The organism is Arthrobacter sp. N1 (assembly GCF_048288285.1).
In the GTDB taxonomy this organism is placed as follows: Bacteria; Actinomycetota; Actinomycetes; order Actinomycetales; family Micrococcaceae; genus Arthrobacter_D.
The window spans coordinates 561362-578243 of record NZ_CP102608.1 but is presented as its reverse complement, the minus strand read 5'-3'; the positions used below and the strand labels follow the sequence as shown (position 1 = coordinate 578243).

At 71.0% G+C, this 16882-nt stretch carries 13 protein-coding genes; 3 read left to right on the top strand and 10 right to left on the bottom strand.

Annotation, left to right across the window (positions count from 1 at the left end; translation table 11 throughout):
• Positions 1-83 precede the first annotated feature (83 nt).
• Entirely contained in the window at positions 84-1274 is a 1191-nt protein-coding gene (locus tag NVV32_RS02710) for a benzoate/H(+) symporter BenE family transporter (RefSeq protein WP_055769616.1), read from the top strand.
• Between the two features lies 1 nt (position 1275).
• On the opposite strand, the gene NVV32_RS02705 is transcribed toward NVV32_RS02710, so the two are convergent.
• On the bottom strand, positions 1276-2577 hold the full coding sequence (locus NVV32_RS02705; protein WP_422391278.1) for a cation:proton antiporter: 1302 nt from the start codon (positions 2575-2577) through the stop codon (positions 1276-1278).
• Between the two features lie 161 nt (positions 2578-2738).
• On the opposite strand from NVV32_RS02705, the gene NVV32_RS02700 reads away from it, so the two are divergent.
• Positions 2739-6038, top strand: a complete 3300-nt coding sequence (locus NVV32_RS02700) for an SNF2-related protein (protein WP_422391277.1) — start codon at positions 2739-2741, stop codon at positions 6036-6038.
• A gap of 18 nt (positions 6039-6056) precedes the next feature.
• On the opposite strand, the gene NVV32_RS02695 is transcribed toward NVV32_RS02700, so the two are convergent.
• From NVV32_RS02695 to NVV32_RS02660, 8 genes are all read right to left on the bottom strand, one after another.
• Complete coding sequence (locus NVV32_RS02695) at positions 6057-6917, bottom strand: alpha/beta fold hydrolase (RefSeq protein WP_422391276.1); 861 nt, start codon at positions 6915-6917, stop codon at positions 6057-6059.
• Between the two features lie 54 nt (positions 6918-6971).
• A complete protein-coding gene (locus tag NVV32_RS02690) occupies positions 6972-8522 on the bottom strand; it encodes an ABC transporter ATP-binding protein (protein ID WP_422391275.1) in 1551 nt (516 codons plus the stop codon).
• Positions 8519-9274 (bottom strand): energy-coupling factor transporter transmembrane component T, encoded by a 756-nt coding sequence (locus NVV32_RS02685; protein WP_422391274.1) that lies wholly within the window; start codon positions 9272-9274, stop codon positions 8519-8521. The genes NVV32_RS02690 and NVV32_RS02685 overlap by 4 nt, the downstream gene beginning before the upstream one ends.
• Before the next feature lie 2 nt (positions 9275-9276).
• On the bottom strand, positions 9277-10116 hold the full coding sequence (locus NVV32_RS02680; protein WP_321166890.1) for an ECF transporter S component: 840 nt from the start codon (positions 10114-10116) through the stop codon (positions 9277-9279).
• Between the two features lie 173 nt (positions 10117-10289).
• Positions 10290-11258, bottom strand: a complete 969-nt coding sequence (locus NVV32_RS02675; protein WP_055770677.1) for a nucleoside hydrolase — start codon at positions 11256-11258, stop codon at positions 10290-10292.
• Positions 11259-11335: 77 nt separating this feature from the next.
• A complete protein-coding gene (locus tag NVV32_RS02670; protein WP_055769601.1) occupies positions 11336-12001 on the bottom strand; it encodes a GntR family transcriptional regulator in 666 nt (221 codons plus the stop codon).
• A 113-nt stretch (positions 12002-12114) separates the two neighbouring features.
• Positions 12115-14955 carry an aconitate hydratase gene (locus tag NVV32_RS02665; RefSeq protein WP_422391273.1) on the bottom strand — a complete coding sequence of 947 codons (2841 nt, stop codon included), beginning with the start codon at positions 14953-14955 and terminating at the stop codon, positions 12115-12117.
• A gap of 151 nt (positions 14956-15106) precedes the next feature.
• Positions 15107-15370: a YegP family protein gene (locus NVV32_RS02660; protein ID WP_235498725.1), complete on the bottom strand. Its 264-nt coding sequence runs from the start codon at positions 15368-15370 to the stop codon at positions 15107-15109.
• Between the two features lie 225 nt (positions 15371-15595).
• Between NVV32_RS02660 and NVV32_RS02655 the strand changes: the two genes are divergently transcribed.
• Positions 15596-16072: a hypothetical protein gene (locus NVV32_RS02655; RefSeq protein ID WP_422391272.1), complete on the top strand. Its 477-nt coding sequence runs from the start codon at positions 15596-15598 to the stop codon at positions 16070-16072.
• Positions 16073-16089: 17 nt separating this feature from the next.
• On the opposite strand, the gene NVV32_RS02650 is transcribed toward NVV32_RS02655, so the two are convergent.
• Positions 16090-16881: an SDR family NAD(P)-dependent oxidoreductase gene (locus tag NVV32_RS02650; protein ID WP_055769594.1), complete on the bottom strand. Its 792-nt coding sequence runs from the start codon at positions 16879-16881 to the stop codon at positions 16090-16092.
• Position 16882: the final 1 nt, after the last annotated feature.

Sequence of the window (16882 nt, the reverse complement as noted above, 5' to 3'; positions counted from 1 at the left end):
CAGCATCCTACGCTGGCTGTTCCATATACAGAACACCCGCCGGACAGGCCTTCCAGGCCCCGGTGCGGCGACAGGAGGCCCGGGTGCACACCGCGACGTCAGTGAGGTCCGGACTCGGCGAACCCGTGCTGGCCGGGATCGTGACGGCCCTCGTCGGCTTCACCTCGTCGTTCGCCGTCGTCCTCGCCGGGCTCAGGGCCACGGGCGCGAGCCCCGCCCAGGCGGCGTCCGGGCTCCTCGCACTGACCGCCGTCGTCGGCCTCGGCATCGTGCTGCTCAGCCTCCGCTACCGCATCCCGGTCACCCTCTCCTGGTCCACCCCCGGGGCGGCGCTGCTCGCGGGCGCGGCCGTCCCGGCGGGCGGGTGGCCGGCGGCCGTCGGCGCCTTCCTCGTGACGGGCGCGCTGATCGCCCTGACCGGCGCCGTCCCCTGGCTCGGGAGGCTGGTGGCGCGGATCCCGCAGCACCTCGCGCAGGCGATGCTCGCCGGGGTCCTGCTGCCCCTGTGCCTGGCTCCGTTCCGGTCGATCGGCACCATCCCGGTGCTGGTCCTGCCGGTCATCCTCGTGTGGCTCGCCGCCTCGGCGCTCGCGCCGAAGTGGGCGGTACCGCTGGCCCTCGTCGCGGCTCTCGCGGTGATCGGGGTGCAGATCGTGCGGGACGGCGTGGTCATCGCGCCCGAATCCCTGGTGCCGTCCCTCGCGTTCACCGTGCCGGTGCTGGACCCTGCCGCGATCATCGGCATCGCCCTGCCGCTGTACGTCGTGACCATGGCCTCGCAGAACCTGCCCGGCGTCGCCGTGCTCTCGTCCTTCGGCTACCGCGCGCCGTGGCGTCCCGCACTCGCCGTCACCGGCGTCGGGACCGCCGTCGTCGCACCCTTCGGTGGGCACGCCGTGAATCTCGCCGCGCTGTCCGCCGCGCTCTCGGCCGGGGACGGGGCCGGGGCCGATCGCGGGCGCCGGTGGGTGGCGGCCCTCACCGCCGGCATCACCTACCTGGTCCTTGCGGCTGTGTCGGGGGCACTCGTCGTGATCGTGGGCGCCGCACCGGCCGGACTCGTGGAGGCCGTCGCGGGGCTCGCCCTGATCGGCACCATGGCGACGGCGGTGACCTCCTCGTTCAGCGACCCGACCGGCCGGATGAGCGGCGCGGTGACCTTCCTGCTGGCCGCATCGGGCCTCTCGATCCTCGGCATCGGCGGCGCGTTCTGGGCCCTCCTCGCGGGCCTCGTGGTCCGGGCCGCACTGGAGCGCACCGCCTCCCGGCGATGAATCAGACGGGGGTGTTCGGCGCCTGCGCCTCGTCGCCCTGCTCCCGTGCCTTGCGCTGCCGCGCGCGGTCGAGGGCGTTGATGACGGGCGCGGCCGTGATGCCGTGGATGACGATCGAGATGACGATCACGAGCCCCCCGACGCGCCACAGCGTGCTCTCGTCGGCGCCGAACTCGCCCTTCGAGAGGGCGTAGCTGAGGTAGTAGACGGACCCGATGCCGCGCACCCCGAAGAAGGCGAGCGTGCGGCGCTCCCAGGGGCCGGTCTTGCCCCGGGCCAGGCTGATCCACGCCGTGACGGGCCGCACCAGCAGGATGAACGCGACGGCGACCACCACTTCCAGCGGTCGCAGGCCCTCGAACAGGCCTCGCGCCACGGCCCCGCCCAGCAGGACCAGCACCACGACGGTGAGCAGGCGTTCGAGCTGCTCGATGTAGCTGTGCAGCACACCGTGGTAGCCGTGGGTCTGCTCTCCGGCGCGGAGGGTGACGGCGCACACGAAGACCGCGATGAAGCCGTAGCCCTCCACCGACTCCGTGAGTCCGTAGGTGAGGAAGGTCGCCGCGAGGGCGACGAACCCCTCGGAGTAGTTGGCCAGGCGGACGCTCTTGATCGGCGTGCGGAAGAAGATGCGGCCGAGCAGCTTGCCCATCCCGAAGCCGAAGGCACAGCCGATGATCATGCGCCAGAGGACGTCGAGCAGGATCCACTCCACGCCCCACGCGGCCGGCGACATGCCCACCGTGCTCATCAGGATGGCGAGGTACACGAACGGGAAGGCGAGGCCGTCGTTGAGGCCGGCCTCGGAGGTCAGTCCGAACCGCACCTCGTCCTCCGCCTCCAGGTCCTCCTCGGATTCCGAGGGCTCCCCCACCTGCACCTCGGAGGCGAGGACGGGATCGGTCGGGGCGAGCGCCGCCGCGATCAGCAGCGCGGAGGCCAGCCCGAGGCCCAGCAGCCACAGGCCCATGAGCGTCAGGACGAGGATGCACAGGGGCATCGCGATGCCGAGGAGTCGCCAGGTCGTGGACCAGCGACGCCATCCCACCTTCCGGTCGAGGGCCAGGCCGGCGCCCATCAGCGAGATGATGACGCAGATCTCGCTCAGGTGGATCGTGACGTCGCTGTAGGCCACGGGGTCGGGGCTCGGGAGGTCCTTGCCGACACTGAAGACCAGGATCCCCGCGGCGAGGAACACCATCGGCATCGAGACGGGGGCCCGCATGAGCAGCCGTGGCAGGAGAGCTGCCGCGAGGACCGCCAGTCCTGCCGCTGCATAGATGATGCTCGCTGCCTCGAACACGTACGCCCTCTTCCGCCCACCCCGTTGATGATCAGTCCCCTCGCCAACAGTAGGGCAGCGCCGGCTCCGGTCGAGCCGCCCGACGCACCGCCGGTCCTGCCCCTGGTGAACAGGATGCCTCGTGGCCCGGGAGCGTCACCGCCACGTGAGAGCATGGAATTATGCCCAATTCCTCCCACCCCATGGTCGATGTCACCGACATCATCCGGATCGTGGGAGGCGCGGCCTTCCAGCGCGGGCAGACCTACGCGAAGGACGGCGCCGTCAGTTCCCTCGCCTGGGACGCCGACGCGAAGCTGCTCACCGGCAAGGTGCGCGGCTCGGCGCCCAACGACTACCGGACGAAGCTGCGGCTGGGGGTCAAGGGCGACGGCCGCTTCCGTCCGCTCGAGAACTTCTGCAGCTGCCCCGTCGGCGCCGACTGCAAGCACGTGGCGGCCACCGCGCTGCAGAGCAACACGGAGAACCTCCTGGCGCAGCACGAGCGTGAGCTCGGCGCCCGCCCGGCGTCCCGCCCCGGACCACCGGAGGGCTGGCAGGCCTCGCTCACGGACCTGCTCGACGCCGAGACCGAGGCCGCGCCGGGCGGCGCAGCCCCCCTGACGCAGCTCGGCCTGCAGTTCGAGCTCCGGACACCGGAGGTGGCCGTGCAGCGCTGGGGGTCCGCCGCGGAGCGCCAGGGCCAGCGCATGCTCAACACGCGCCTCGGTGTCCGGCCGGTCAGCCAGAACGGCAAGGGCAAGTGGATCAAGAACAACCTGTCCTGGGGCAGCATCAGCTACCAGACCTACGGACTGAAGCTCGACGCCGACCAGCACCGCTGGTTCTCGCAGTTCCCCGCGCTGCACCGCGGCACGGGTGTCAACTACTTCGGCAACAACGACTCCTGGCTGTACCTCGACGACTTCAGCAACCCGCTCCTCTGGCAGCTGCTGGACGAGGCGCAGCGTCTCGGCATCGCCTTCGTCGGCTCGAAGAAGTCGGTCTCGATCGAGCTCGCCGGACGGGCCACCCTCAAGCTGGACGCCACGAGAACGGAGGAGGGCGGCCTGCAGCTGTGCCCGGCCCTCGACATCGACGGACTGCCCCACCCCTCCGACACGGCCCATGTCATCAGCACGCACGGCATCTACACCGTCTCCCCCGGTGACGCGATCACGCTGGCCCCGACCTCACGTCGCCTGACGACGAAGGACATCGAGCTGCTGCAGCGCGGCCGGCCCGTCGTGGTACCGGAGGAGGAGACCTCCCTCTTCCTGCAGGAGTACTACCCGAAGCTCCGGCAGTCCATCCAGGTGGCCAGCAGCGACGGCACCGTGGACCTCCCTGAGATCCAGCCCCCCGTGCTCGTCCTGACCACCGCCTACGGCGACAACGGGACGGTGAGTCTCGGGTGGCACTTCGACTACCCGCTGGGCGACGCCGTGCAGCGCCGGCCCTTCCGCCGGGGCGGCCCCGGCAGTGACGACGGCTACCGCGACGCCGACGCCGAGGACGCCCTCGCGGGCGCCGCACGCGCCGCCCTGGGCGCCCTCCCACTCAAGGACCTGAGGCTCGAGGACATGCAGGCCGTCGAGTTCGCGGAGGAGGCCCTGCCGCGGCTGCTGCAGGTCGAGGGGATGCGCGTGGACGTGGTCGGCGAGAAGCCCGACTACCGCGAACTGACCGAGACCCCGACGCTGCGCATCAGCACGGTCGAGACCGACGACCGCGACTGGTTCGACCTCGGCGTCATGGTCACGGTGAGCGGCCGCACCATCCCCTTCGACTCGGTGTTCCGCGCCCTCGCGCAGGGCCGGAAGAAACTGAAGCTCGTCGACAACACCTACCTCTCCCTCGAGCAGCCCGTCTTCGACCAGCTGCGTGACCTGATCGAGGAGGCGCGGTCCCTCGCCGAGTGGGACCCGGACTCGGGCCTGCAGATCAGCCGCTACCAGGCCGGGCTCTGGGCGGACTTCGAGGACCTCGCGGAGGAGACGGAGCAGGCGCAGTCCTGGCGCGACGCCGTGAGCGGCCTGCTCACCCTCGAGGACGTCGCCGCCACCCCGCCGCCCGCCGGCCTGGTCGCCGAGATGCGCCCGTACCAGGCCGAGGGCTTCAGCTGGCTCGCCTTCCTGTGGCGGCACCAGCTCGGTGGCGTCCTCGCGGACGACATGGGTCTCGGCAAGACGCTCCAGGCACTGGCCCTGATGGTCCATGCGAAGGAGAGCACCGCGCCGGCGGAGCCGTTCCTCGTCGTCGCGCCCACCTCCGTGGTCCCGAACTGGTCCAACGAGACGCACCGGTTCGCGCCGGGGCTGAAGGTCGTGTCGATCACCGACACGCAGGGCGCCTCCGGCTCGACCATCCGCGACCAGGTCGGCGACGCCGACGTCGTCATCACGTCCTACACGCTCTTCCGGCTCGACTTCCCCGCATACCAGGAGCTCACGTGGTCCGGCCTGGTCCTGGACGAGGCGCAGTTCGTCAAGAACCGCGCGTCCAAGGTGCACCAGGCGGCGAAGGACTTCGACGCCCCCTTCAAGCTCGCGATCACCGGCACGCCCATGGAGAACAACCTCATGGAGCTGTGGTCCCTGTTCAACATCGTGGCACCGGGGCTGTTCCCCTCCCCGCGGAAGTTCACCGAGGACTACCGGACGCCGATCGAGAAGATCGGCGACAACCGCCCGCTCGTCCGGCTCCGCAAGCGCATCCGGCCACTCATGATGCGGCGCACCAAGGAGGCCGTGGCCTCGGACCTCCCGCCCAAGCAGGAGCAGGTCCTGGAGGTGGAGCTGCACCCGGAGCACCGGCACATCTACGAGACGTACCTCCAGCGCGAGCGGCAGAAACTCCTGGGCCTGATCGAGGACATGAACCGCAACCGGATGATCGTGTTCCGGTCGCTGACGCTGCTCCGCATGCTCAGCCTCGACGCTTCCCTGGTGGATCCCGAGCACGAGGGCGTCCCGTCCGCGAAGCTCGAGGTCCTCTTCGAGAACCTGGACGACATCATCGCCGAGGGGCACCGCGCCCTCGTCTTCAGCCAGTTCACGTCCTACCTGAAGAAGGCCGCCGAGCAGCTGGACGCCCGCGGTATCCCGTACGCCTACCTCGACGGTTCCACCCGCAGCCGCGGCGAGGTCATCGACTCCTTCAAGGAGGGGGACGCGCCTGTCTTCCTGATCAGTCTCAAGGCAGGCGGGTTCGGGCTGAACCTCACCGAGGCGGACTACTGCTTCCTGCTGGATCCCTGGTGGAACCCGGCGTCCGAGGCGCAGGCCGTGGACCGCACGCACCGGATCGGCCAGACCAAGAACGTCATGGTCTACCGCATGGTGTCCAAGGGCACCATCGAGGAGAAGGTCATGAAGCTCAAGGAGCAGAAGGCGAAGCTCTTCACCTCGGTGATGGACGACGACGCCGTGTTCAGTTCAGCGCTCACCGCGGAGGACATCCGGGGGCTGCTGGAGGCGTAGTCCTCCCACCCGAACCCGTCAGGGTTCGCCCTGCCTCCGCAGCCGGGGGTCGAGAAGTTCCGCGAAGGCGCGCGGCCGCGCGGCGATCCACCAGTGGCCACCGGGCACGGTGGTCACCGTGAGGTCCTCCACCCAGTCCTCCAGACCGTCCACAAGGTGCGGGGAGAGGAAAGGGTCGCCGAGCGGCACGACCACGTGCACGGGAAGCGTCACGCGGCGGCGCCGGGGCGGCCGCGCCCCACCGCCCATGTTCGTCCGGTAGAGGGCGAGTCCGCGCACCGGGTCCGCGCCCACGGTGCGTCGCGCGGCGAGCTCGTAGCGGCGCGTCATCACGTGCTTCCAGAACAGCTCGGGCAGGACGGGGAGCTGGAACGCGCCGACGTACCAGCTGCGCAGCACCTGGGCGAGACCCTGCGGGACCGTCCCGGCCTGCGCGAACCGGCTCCGGAGCCAGCGGGAGAAGTGGCGGAGGTCGGGCCCGGAGATGCTGGTGTAGTCGAGGACCACACCGTCGGCGCGTTCGTCCTGCACGACGGCCCAGCCCTGGATGGACCCCCAGTCATGGCCGACCAGCCGGATGCCCGACGGCGTCCCGAGCGCATCGAGGACGGCGAAGACGTCGTCGACGAGCTCCGCCAGGGTGAAGCCACCGTCCGCGACGGGGCGGGACCGGCCGGCGTTCCGCGTGTCGAAGGCGATGAGGTGGTGTGTGCGGGCCAGTTCCCGGAGGACCGGGAGGAACACGCGGTGGTCGTCGGGATACCCGTGGACCAGGAGGACGGAGGGCACGCCCTCCTGCGGGTCCAGCCCGTACTCGAAGACCGCGAGCTCCGCCCCGGCCGTCCTGATGGTCCGGTGTCTCTCCTGCAGAACGTCCATCCGTCCACCCTAGGCACAGTCCGGCTCCCGTGGGGCGGCCGGTTCTCGGACGGATCAGGAGCCCGGGTCCGGCCTGTCCTCCTGGATCAGGCCGGCCTCGAGCCGGAGGGTGCGGTGCGCGACGGCGGCGGAGAACGCGGCGTCGTGCGTCGCCATCACCACCGCACCGCCGCCCTGCGCGTGCTGGACCAGGAGGGCCGCGAGCCCCGTCCGCGCGGATTCGTCGAGGCCTCCCGTCGGCTCGTCCAGGACCCAGACGGACGGGCCCGCGGCGATGAGGGACGCGAGAGCCAGGAGCCGGCGCTGCACGAACGCCAGCTCGTACGGGTGGATGTCCGCGACCGCGGAGAGCCCCACGGCCTCCAGCGCGTCGGCGGCACGACGGAGCGCATCGACCCGTCGCAGGCCCGCCGCCCTGGGCCCGTAGGACACCTCGCGGAGGACCGTCCGCTCGAACAGCTGCTGGTCCGTGTCCTGGAAGAGATAGCCGACCACGCCGGCGAGGGTGCCGGTGGGCCGGCGCAGGATCGGCATCCCGTCCACGGTGACCCGCCCGCTCTCCGGGCGGCGGAGCCCGTTGAGCACCTGCAGGAGCGTCGTCTTGCCGGATCCGTTCGACCCGCGGACGGCGAGGATCTCACCCGCACGGACCTGGAGGCTGACGCCGTCGAGGACGGCGGGGGTGCGCCCGGGACCCGGCGGGCGCCGGCGGCCGCGGCGCTCCCCGCGCCCAGGTCCGCCTGGCTCGCCGGGTGACGGATAGCGGACCACGACGTCGTCCACCGTGACGAGGGTGCGTCCCGCGGTGGTCGGTGCCCCGCGCCTTCTGGCGGCGCCGATCCGCGGCGCGTCCCCGTCCGTCCCGATGCCGTAACGCCGCAGGCCCGCCCACCGCGCCTCGGCGAGCAGCCCGTCGAACACGGCGTGTCCGCCGTCGAGCGCGATGATCCGGGCGCCCTCGGGGGCGGTCCGTGGCAGCATCGGGGCGCAGACCACCACCCCGGTCCCGCCGGCGCGCAGGACGTCGATCGCCGCGGCCACGTCCGCGGCCGCCCCGGCGTCGAGGCCCTGGAACGGCTCGTCGAGCACCAGTACGCGGGGTCGCTGGACCACCGCTGCCGCGATGATGGTCCGCTGGAGCTGTCCACCCGAGAGCCGTCGCGGGTCGCGGTCGAGGAGCTCGGTCAGCTTCAGGGCCGCCGCCACGTCGTCGACCTCCCGACGCAGCCGCTCGTGCGGGACGCCGCGGTTGGAGGGCCCGAAGGCGATCTCCTCGCCCACGGTCGCCGACATCATGGACAGCTGGCCCCACGCGCCCTGGGCGACGAACGCGACCGAGGCACTCCACACCGCCGGGTCGATCCGCGGATCGGCGGGACCACCCTCGAAGTGGACGGTCTCGCCGTCGAGGGTGAGGGAGCCGCGGAAGACTGCGCCGGCATCGGACCCCACCGCGCCCGCGAGCAGGCGCGCGAGCGTCGTCTTGCCGGATCCGGAGCTGCCCGCGACAACGAGGTACTCCCCGGGCTCCACCGTGACGGTCACGCCCGAGAGCAGTGGCACGCCGTCGTCGTAGGCGAAGGACTTGCTCTGCACCCGGATCACGCGAGCACCCCGGATCCGAGCCAGAGCACCGAGAAGAAGCCGACGCCGACGACCATCGCACGGCGTGCGGCGCGCTGGCGGGGCGTGTCCGTGTCGGGCAGGTAGCTCGTGCGCGGGCCCGGCGAGGAGAAGCCGCGCGCCCCGAGCATGCGGTTCCGCTCCGAGGCGTCGACGAGGAGGCCGATGACCAGCGGCGTGGTCACCGTGAGCAGGGCCCGCACCCGCGCCACGGGGCCGCGCCCCAGGACGAGGCCGCGAGCCTGCTGTGCCCGCGTGATCTGCTGGGCACGGAGGGCGACGTGCGGGATGAGCCCGACGGCGGAACCCACCACGAACACGAGCTTCCGGTTCCACCGACGGTGCGTCATGGTGGCGAGGAGCTCGGGCACGTCGAGTGTCATGGCGGCCGTCAGCAGCACCCCGGTGAACACGCTCATGCGCAGTCCCATGACGGCGGCGAAGGCCAGTCCCTCCCGGGTGACGCGTGCGGGGCCGAGGTCGAGCAGGACCGTCCTCCCCTCGGGGAAGAACAGGCCGTGGAGGAGCAGCGAGGAGAGGAGCAGCGGACCGGCGATCAGGAGGACGGCGAGGCCGATCTGCCGCACCCTGCCGGAGGTCAGGACGGCGGGCACGACGACGAGCAGCAGCACCGCCAGGGAGAACTCCCACCGGTTCACCACGAGGACGAGCACCACCAGCAGGACCGCTGCGAGCAGCTCGGTCAGGGGATTGAGGATCCGGCGGCGCGGCATGGTCAGCGGACCGAGCCGGCTCCGGCCGTCGTCATGGCGCGCTGTCCGCTCCTGGCGCCCAGGACGCGGTGGGTCCGTGCGAACGGGAACTGCCGGACGGCGCGCTGCGGCAGGGCGTAGACGATCAGGGCGACGACGACGAACACCACGATCTTGTCGAGCGAGTCGGAGAGCAGTCCCTGCTTGGTGGCGGCGACCAGCAGCTTGTCCCCCATGGACCGGAAGACGGCGATGATGGCATTGGTGCCGAAGGTGCCCGCCGCGCCGAACATGAAGACCGCGACGGGAGCGGCCACGAGGCCTCCGATCGCGCCGACCACCAGGCCGGCGACGGGGGCCAGGTACACACGCCGGAACGCGCCGTGCTTGGCCGCCAGTCCCGCGAGCAGGCCGATGAGTGCGGCTCCCGCTGCGAAGGGCAGCGCGAAGGGATTGAAGAGCCCCCAGACGGCGTTGCTCAGCGCACCGGTCGCGGCACCCGCTGCGGGACCGGCGAGGACGGCGACGAGCACCGTGCCGATCGCGTCCAGGTAGATCTGCAGCCCGAGCGACCCTGCCACCTGGCCGATCGCGATGTTCAGGGCGATGCCGAGCGGCATGATGACGAGGGAGCTGGTGGTCAGCATCGGCAGGATCCCGCCGACCAGGAGGGCGCCGCCGCCGAGGAAGCCGAAGAGCGAGACGAGGGACGCCGCGCTGCCCATCCCGCCGGCGATCTCCGTCGGCTGGACGATCACGAGGAAGAGGTACGTCGCGACGATGAGGGCGCCGCCGAGCGCGAGGAGCAGGCGTCGGGGCCGCTCGGTCGTGCGATCGGCGGGGAGGGTCAGGGATGAGCTCACGATAATCCTTGGGCGCTACGGAGGAGGGGGAAGCACCTCATGTCACCTCGGCGCAGCCGGCGCAGCAGCGCCGGGCAGGTCCCAGTGTACCGGCCGGTGTGCGCTCCCCGCCGGGCTGCCGGGTCCTCGGGGCGCTCCTGCGGGCCTCTGAGCCGGTTGCCCTGCGAGGGGGGTCAGCCGTGCATCCTCGCCAGGTCCGCGAGCCGCCGGACCATCAGGTCGAACACCGCCTCGGGATCGTTGCCGGTCACGATCCGCGCATTCGGCGCACGCCGCCACATCCCCGCGAGGTCCGCGACCGTCTGGCCGATGGTCAGGGATGATTCCGTCTCGACGTCGACGGTGACGAGCCGCTCCTCGAAGGAGGCCTCACCCGCCGCGACCATGACGGCGAAGAGATCGTGCAGGTGCGCCACGTACCCCTGGTCGTAGAGCCGGTGGAACTCCATGTAGAACCTGAGGGCGTCGGACAGGCAGGCGACGACGGCGTTGCCGCTGCGGCTGCGTGTGCCCGGGGGTCCGTCCGCTTCGAGCACCTCCGGCCCGGCCCCGGCCGCCCGGGCGACGGCGTCGACGTGGGCGGGCGTGCACTCGATCCGCTCCGTGGTCTCGAGCGCGCAGACGATCGGCAGCTTCGCCTCGGGAAGGCCCTCGTAGGCGGCGTACACCTCCTTCGCGGCATGCGGGTCCACGTGGGTGTTCCATTCGGCCACGGGCGTCGTGTTGCCGGGGTAGTTGAAGGCGCCGCCCATGATCACGAGCCCCTTCAGGAGCATCGGGAGCTGCGGTTCCGCCCGGATGGCGAGGGCGAGGTTGGTCAGGGGCCCCGTGACCACGCCCGTGATCTGCCCGGGGTGGCATCGCACCGCCTCGAGCCAGACGTCGACGGCGTGCCGCCCGGAGATGTGCCCGCGCGGCGGCGGCAGTTCGGCGTACCCGATGCCCTGGTCGCCGTGCGTCTCCTCGGTGGTGACGAGGGGGATCTCCAGCGGCACCTCGCTCCCGATGGCCACCTCCACACCGGCGTGCCCGCAGAGCTCGAGGAGCGCGAGGTTGTTGAGGGCCACCTGGCGGGCGCCGACGTTGCCGGCGGTGCAGGTGATCGCCTCCACCGAGACACCGGGGGTGGCCAGGAGATACATCAGCGCCACGGCGTCGTCGATCCCGGTGTCGACGTCGAGCAGGAGGCGCTGTCGGGCAGGGCGCTGGTCGGGCACGGTCAGTCCGCCGCGGTGGTGCGCAGCAGCTGCAGCCGGAGGGTCCGCGCGGTCTCCATGTGCGATCGGGCGATCGACCGCGCGTCGTCGCTGCGGCGCTCCGCGATGGCACTGATCAGCGCCTCGTGCTCCAGCAGCACCTCCTGCCACCGGTGGCCGACCGACAGCGTGGACCGGGGGGTGTGGATCAGGTGCGTGGACAGCCGCTGCAGGAGGTCCATGAGGATGGGGTTGCGTGCGGCGGACCAGAGGGAGGTGTGGAATTCGAGGTTGTTGGTCACCTTGGTGGTGTCGTCCGGGTCGACGACGGCGCGGTCACGTTCCAGCAGCGCCTCCAGGCGCATGAGGTCGGCCGCTCCGCGGTTGAGGGCGGCCTGGCCGGCGGCCTCCTCCTCCAGCATGACGCGCAGGTCGTAGATCTGGATGACCTCCTGCGCATCGATCTGGGGAACCTGCAGCCCCCGTGCGGCGCGCTCCAGCAGGCGTTCGTGCTGCAGCCGGCTGAGGGCCTCACGGACGGGCGTGCGGGAGACGCCGAAGCGCTCCGAGATGACCACCTCTCGCAGGGCGGTCCCCGGTGGGTGGACGCCGGCGAGGATCTCGCTGCGGAGCACCCGGAAGATGGCGTCGCCGTCCACGCGCGCCGACAGTTCGACGGACTCGGCCATGGCGCCCCCTCGGGTCGGCTGGAAGGTTCGGATGGGAGTGGGGCCGAGGACACCGGCGGCCCTGCGGACGGCCCGGGCCGGGAGGACGACTCCCGGCCCGGGCCGCGCGGACGCTAGCTCGCGAGCTGGCGCAGCACGTACTGCAGGATGCCGCCGTTGCGGTAGTAGTCCGCCTCGCCCGGGGTGTCGATGCGCAGGACGGCGTCGAACTCGACGGCGCTGCCGCCCTCGGCCGGGGTGGCGGTCACGTGGAGCGTGCCCGGCGTGCGGCCCTCGTTGAGCTCGGTGACACCGGAGACGGCGAACGTCTCCGTGCCGGTGAGCCCCAGCGATGCGGCGTTCTGCCCCTCGGGGTACTGCAGGGGCAGCACACCCATGCCGATGAGGTTGGAGCGGTGGATGCGCTCGTAGCTCTCGGCGATGACGGCCTTGACGCCGAGCAGTGCGGTGCCCTTGGCCGCCCAGTCACGCGACGAACCGGAGCCGTACTCCTTGCCGGCGAGGACCACGAGCGGCGTACCCGCGGCGCGGTAGTTCTCCGCGGCGTCGTACACGGCGGCCTGCGGCGCATCGGCCTGCGAGAAGTCCCGCGTGAACCCGCCCTCGACGCCGTCGAGGAGCTGGTTCTTGATGCGGATGTTCGCGAACGTGCCGCGGATCATGACCTCGTGGTTGCCTCGGCGGGAGCCGTAGGAGTTGAAGTCCTTGCGCTGCACGCCCTTCTCGGTGAGGTAGCGCCCGGCCGGGGTGTCCGACTTGAACGAACCCGCCGGCGAGATGTGGTCGGTGGTGACCGAGTCGCCGAGCTTCAGGAGCACGCGGGCGCCGGCGATGTCCTCGACCGGGCTCGCCTCGCGCTGCATGCCCTCGAAGTACGGGGGCTTCCGCACGTACGTGGACTCGGGGTCCCAGGCGAAGGTGTCGCCGGCCGGTGTGGGCAGGGACTGCCAGCGCTCGTCGCCCTCGAAGATCGTGGCGTAGCTCGAGGTGAACATGTCCTCGTCGATCGACTCGTCGATCACCTTCTGGACCTCGACCGGGTTCGGCCAGATGTCCTTCAGGAACACGTCGGTACCGGACTCGTCCTGGCCGAGGGGCTCGTTGTCGAAGTCGAAGTCCATGGTGCCGGCCAGGGCGTAGGCGACCACCAGCGGCGGCGAGGCCAGGTAGTTCATCTTGACGTCCGGGTTGATGCGGCCCTCGAAGTTGCGGTTACCGGACAGGACGGCGGTGACGGCGAGGTCGTTGTCCTGGATGGCCTGCGAGATCTCGTCCTCGAGCGGACCCGAGTTGCCGATGCAGGTGGCGCAGCCGTAACCCACCGTGAAGAAACCGAGCTTCTCGAGGTACGGGATCAGGCCCGACTTCTCGTAGTAGTCGGTGACGACCTTGGACCCGGGGGCCACGGACGTCTTCACCCACGGCTTGGACACGAGGCCCTTCTCGACGGCGTTGCGCGCCAGCACCGCGGCGGCGAGCATGACCGACGGGTTGGACGTGTTGGTGCAGGAGGTGATCGACGCGATGCTGACGGCGCCGTGGTCCAGCTCGAACTCGCGGCCGTCCTTCATGGTGACCGCGACCTTCTTCGACGGCCGGGTCGACGGGGCACCCGCTCCGACGGTCTCGCGGGGTTCCTCGTTCTCGTCGGTGACGGACGACGTCGTTCCCGGGGTGAAGCTCGGCGAGTCCGACGCGGGGAAGCTCTCCTGCGAGGACTCGTCGACCGTACCGCCCGGGGCGAACGCCAGGTCGGGATCGTTGGAGTAGTTCCGCAGGTCCTCACGGAACTGGTCCTTCGACTTCGAGAGTTCCACGCGATCCTGTGGGCGCTTCGGTCCGGCGATCGAGGGCACGACCGTGGAGAGGTCCAGCTCGAGGTACTCGGAGAAACGGATCTCGCGCGAGGGATCGTGCCAGAGACCCTGTTCCTTGGCGTAGGCCTCCACCAGCGCGACGTTCTCCGCCGGACGGCCGGTGAGGCGCAGGTAGTCGAGGGTGACGTCGTCGATGGGGAACATGGCGGCGGTGGAGCCGAACTCCGGGCTCATGTTGCCGATGGTGGCGCGGTTCGCGAGCGGCACGGACGCGACGCCCTCGCCGTAGAACTCGACGAACTTGCCGACCACGCCGTGCTTGCGCAGCATCTGGGTGATGGTGAGGACCACGTCCGTGGCGGTGGCGCCGGCAGGGATCTCACCGGTGAGCCTGAAGCCGACGACGCGCGGGATGAGCATGGAGACGGGCTGGCCGAGCATCGCTGCCTCGGCCTCGATCCCGCCGACGCCCCAGCCGAGTACCCCGAGGCCGTTGACCATGGTGGTGTGCGAGTCGGTGCCGACGCAGGTGTCGGGGTACGCCCGGAGGACGCCGTCGATCTCGCGGGTCATGACCGTGCGGGCCAGGTACTCCAGGTTGACCTGGTGGACGATCCCCATGCCCGGCGGGACGACCTTGAAGTCGTCGAACGCCGTCTGGCCCCAGCGGAGGAACTGGTACCGCTCGCCGTTGCGCTGGTACTCGATCTCCATGTTGCGCTCGAGGGCGCCGGCGTTGCCGAAGGCGTCGATCTGCACGGAGTGGTCGATGACCATCTCGGCGGGAGCCAGCGGGTTGACCCGCTTGGGGTCTCCCCCGAGATCGGCGACGGCCTCGCGCATGGTCGCCAGGTCGACGACGCAGGGGACGCCGGTGAAGTCCTGCATGATGACGCGGGCGGGCGTGAACTGGATCTCGGTGCTCGGCTCCGCTGCCGCATCCCACTGCGCGAGGGCGCGGACGTGATCCGCGGTGATGTTCGCACCGTCCTCGGTGCGGAGCAGGTTCTCGAGAAGCACCTTGAGGCTGAACGGGAGGTTCTCGGCGCCCTCGACGGCACTGAGCCTGAAAATTTCGTAGTCAGCGCCGGCGACATCGAGTACGCCCTTCGCGCCGAATGAGTCCGCAGTCGTCATGACGTCGGCTCCCTTCAGAGAGATGGTGGAATACGTCCATCCTATTCCACGATCGGCGTCAATGTATACAGTCGTACACCGTGTCGCCCGGCCTCGCCTGCCCATCACGTCAGGCGCCGTGCGGGACGGCAGCAGGCGTCCCGGGAAGACGTCAGGCGTCGTGCGGGACGGCGTCGCTCCGCCGCGATGCCGCCTGGAGGCCGAGGAAGAGTTCGTCCTGATCGGGTGACTCGTCCCTGCTGTGATCCACGATCGGTCCCGTGCCGGCGATCTCGCGGATGAGTTCGATCCCCGCGATCGCCTCCTCCTTGGAGGCGTAGAAGGTGGAGACCGCGACGAGCGTCCCGTCAGGGGCCGTCAGCTTCACCCTGTACCCGTCGTCATGCGCATCAACCAGCTTGAAGTACCCAGCCATCGTTCTACCTCCCTGTACGGGGCTCGCCACTCTGCGAACCCCACTCCTCAGCATACTTACCGACCGTTCGGGTTCGAGCCCGGATCCCCGGCACCTCAGGGGCTGGACATCGGCGACACACTCCTGCACAGGGTGGCTTCCCTCACGTAGTGTTCCCGATGCCACCCACACTTCCGACGACCCGGGCGGACGCCCCGGCGAAGGGCGGTCCGCAGAAGGAGCATCATGACCGAGCCGAGCAGTTCCGCCGGACACCCCGACGGCGCAATCCTTCCCGCAGAGCATCCCCTCGGCCCTGCCGCCCCTGTCCCGCCGCGCGAGAAGGAGTCGGCGGCGCCGTCCCACACGGGCATCACCGAGCCGGGGAACGGCACCGGCGCACCGACGCAGGCCGACGACGCCGGATCCGGTGAAGGACCTGGTGAAGGACCTGGTGAAGGATCAGCCGGCAGCGGCTACGACGGCGGCGGCAACGACGGCCGACCCGACGCGGACCGGCGCGAGGCGGTGCTGGACCCGTCCGCGGGTGGGTCGGCGCATCGGTCGGCGAGTATCCGCGACGAGCAGGGAACGCACAGCGCCGGGACGGTACCGGCAGCGTTCAACGGCGACGGCACGCCGGACGACCCCGCCGAGGACGGCCACCCGGAGGACGCGGCGGCCGAGCCCGATCGGTGGGACAGCGGGGGCTCCGCGGGCTGAGCGGCCTGTCGGCTGCGCTACCGCCCTCGCTGCGCCAGCCGCGCGACGAGGGACGACGGCGCCACCTTCGCCAGGGTGGTGATGACCTTGTAGCGCGCGCTGGGGACGGAGACCGCCCTGCCGGCTTCCGCGTCCCGGATCCCCTCGCGGACCACGAGTCCGGCGTCGAGCCACAGGGGCCCGGGGACGCTGCTCTTGTCGGCGCCCATGCGCTGGTGGAACCGGGTGTGCACGAACCCTGGACAGACGGCCGTGACGCGGATCCCCTCGGGCCCGTAGGTCAGGTTCGCCCACCTGCTGAAGCTGATCATCGCGGCCTTCGCTGCGCCGTAGGTGCCCCTCGGCGTGAACCCGGCGACGCTGGCGACGGTGATGATGGTTCCCGCGCCCCGCGGGCGCATGGACTGCAGCGCTGCATGGGCGAGGGCGAGCGGCACTTCCACGTGGATGCGGAGGTGGCGCACCTCGTCGTCGAGCGGATTGTCGGCGAACGGGCGCACCAGTCCGTAGCCGGCGTTGTTGACCAGCACGGACACGGGAGCAGGGCCCTCGTCCTCGGCTGAGCCGGGATCCCGCCGCCCGGCCCCCAGCCGCGCCAGCACCCGGGCCAGGCCGTCGTCGTCGAGCAGGTCGGCGGCGATGGTCTCGACGTCGGCCCCCCATCGCGTGCGGAGCTCACGCGCGCTGTCCTCGAGGGGGCCGGAGGCGCGCGCGACGAGCACGAGGGCGCAGCCGCGCGCCGCGTACTGACGGGCGAACTCGGCCCCGATCCCCGAGGTGGCGCCGGTGATGAGCACGGTGTCGGTCATG

Excerpts from the sequence above, each read along its gene's own strand:
- NVV32_RS02650 (WP_055769594.1), bottom strand. The coding sequence starts at position 16,881 with ATGACCGACACCGTGCTCATCACCGGCGCCACCTCGGGGATCGGGGCC.
- NVV32_RS02670 (WP_055769601.1), bottom strand. The coding sequence starts at position 12,001 with ATGGCCGAGTCCGTCGAACTGTCGGCGCGCGTGGACGGCGACGCCATC.
- NVV32_RS02675 (WP_055770677.1), bottom strand. The coding sequence starts at position 11,258 with ATGTATCTCCTGGCCACCCCCGGTGTCTCGGTGGAGGCGATCACCTGC.
- NVV32_RS02685 (WP_422391274.1), bottom strand. The coding sequence starts at position 9,274 with ATGCCGCGCCGCCGGATCCTCAATCCCCTGACCGAGCTGCTCGCAGCG.
- NVV32_RS02665 (WP_422391273.1), bottom strand. The coding sequence starts at position 14,955 with ATGACGACTGCGGACTCATTCGGCGCGAAGGGCGTACTCGATGTCGCC.
- NVV32_RS02695 (WP_422391276.1), bottom strand. The coding sequence starts at position 6,917 with ATGGACGTTCTGCAGGAGAGACACCGGACCATCAGGACGGCCGGGGCG.
- NVV32_RS02700 (WP_422391277.1), top strand. The coding sequence starts at position 2,739 with ATGCCCAATTCCTCCCACCCCATGGTCGATGTCACCGACATCATCCGG.
- NVV32_RS02660 (WP_235498725.1), bottom strand. The coding sequence starts at position 15,370 with ATGGCTGGGTACTTCAAGCTGGTTGATGCGCATGACGACGGGTACAGG.
- NVV32_RS02655 (WP_422391272.1), top strand. The coding sequence starts at position 15,596 with ATGACCGAGCCGAGCAGTTCCGCCGGACACCCCGACGGCGCAATCCTT.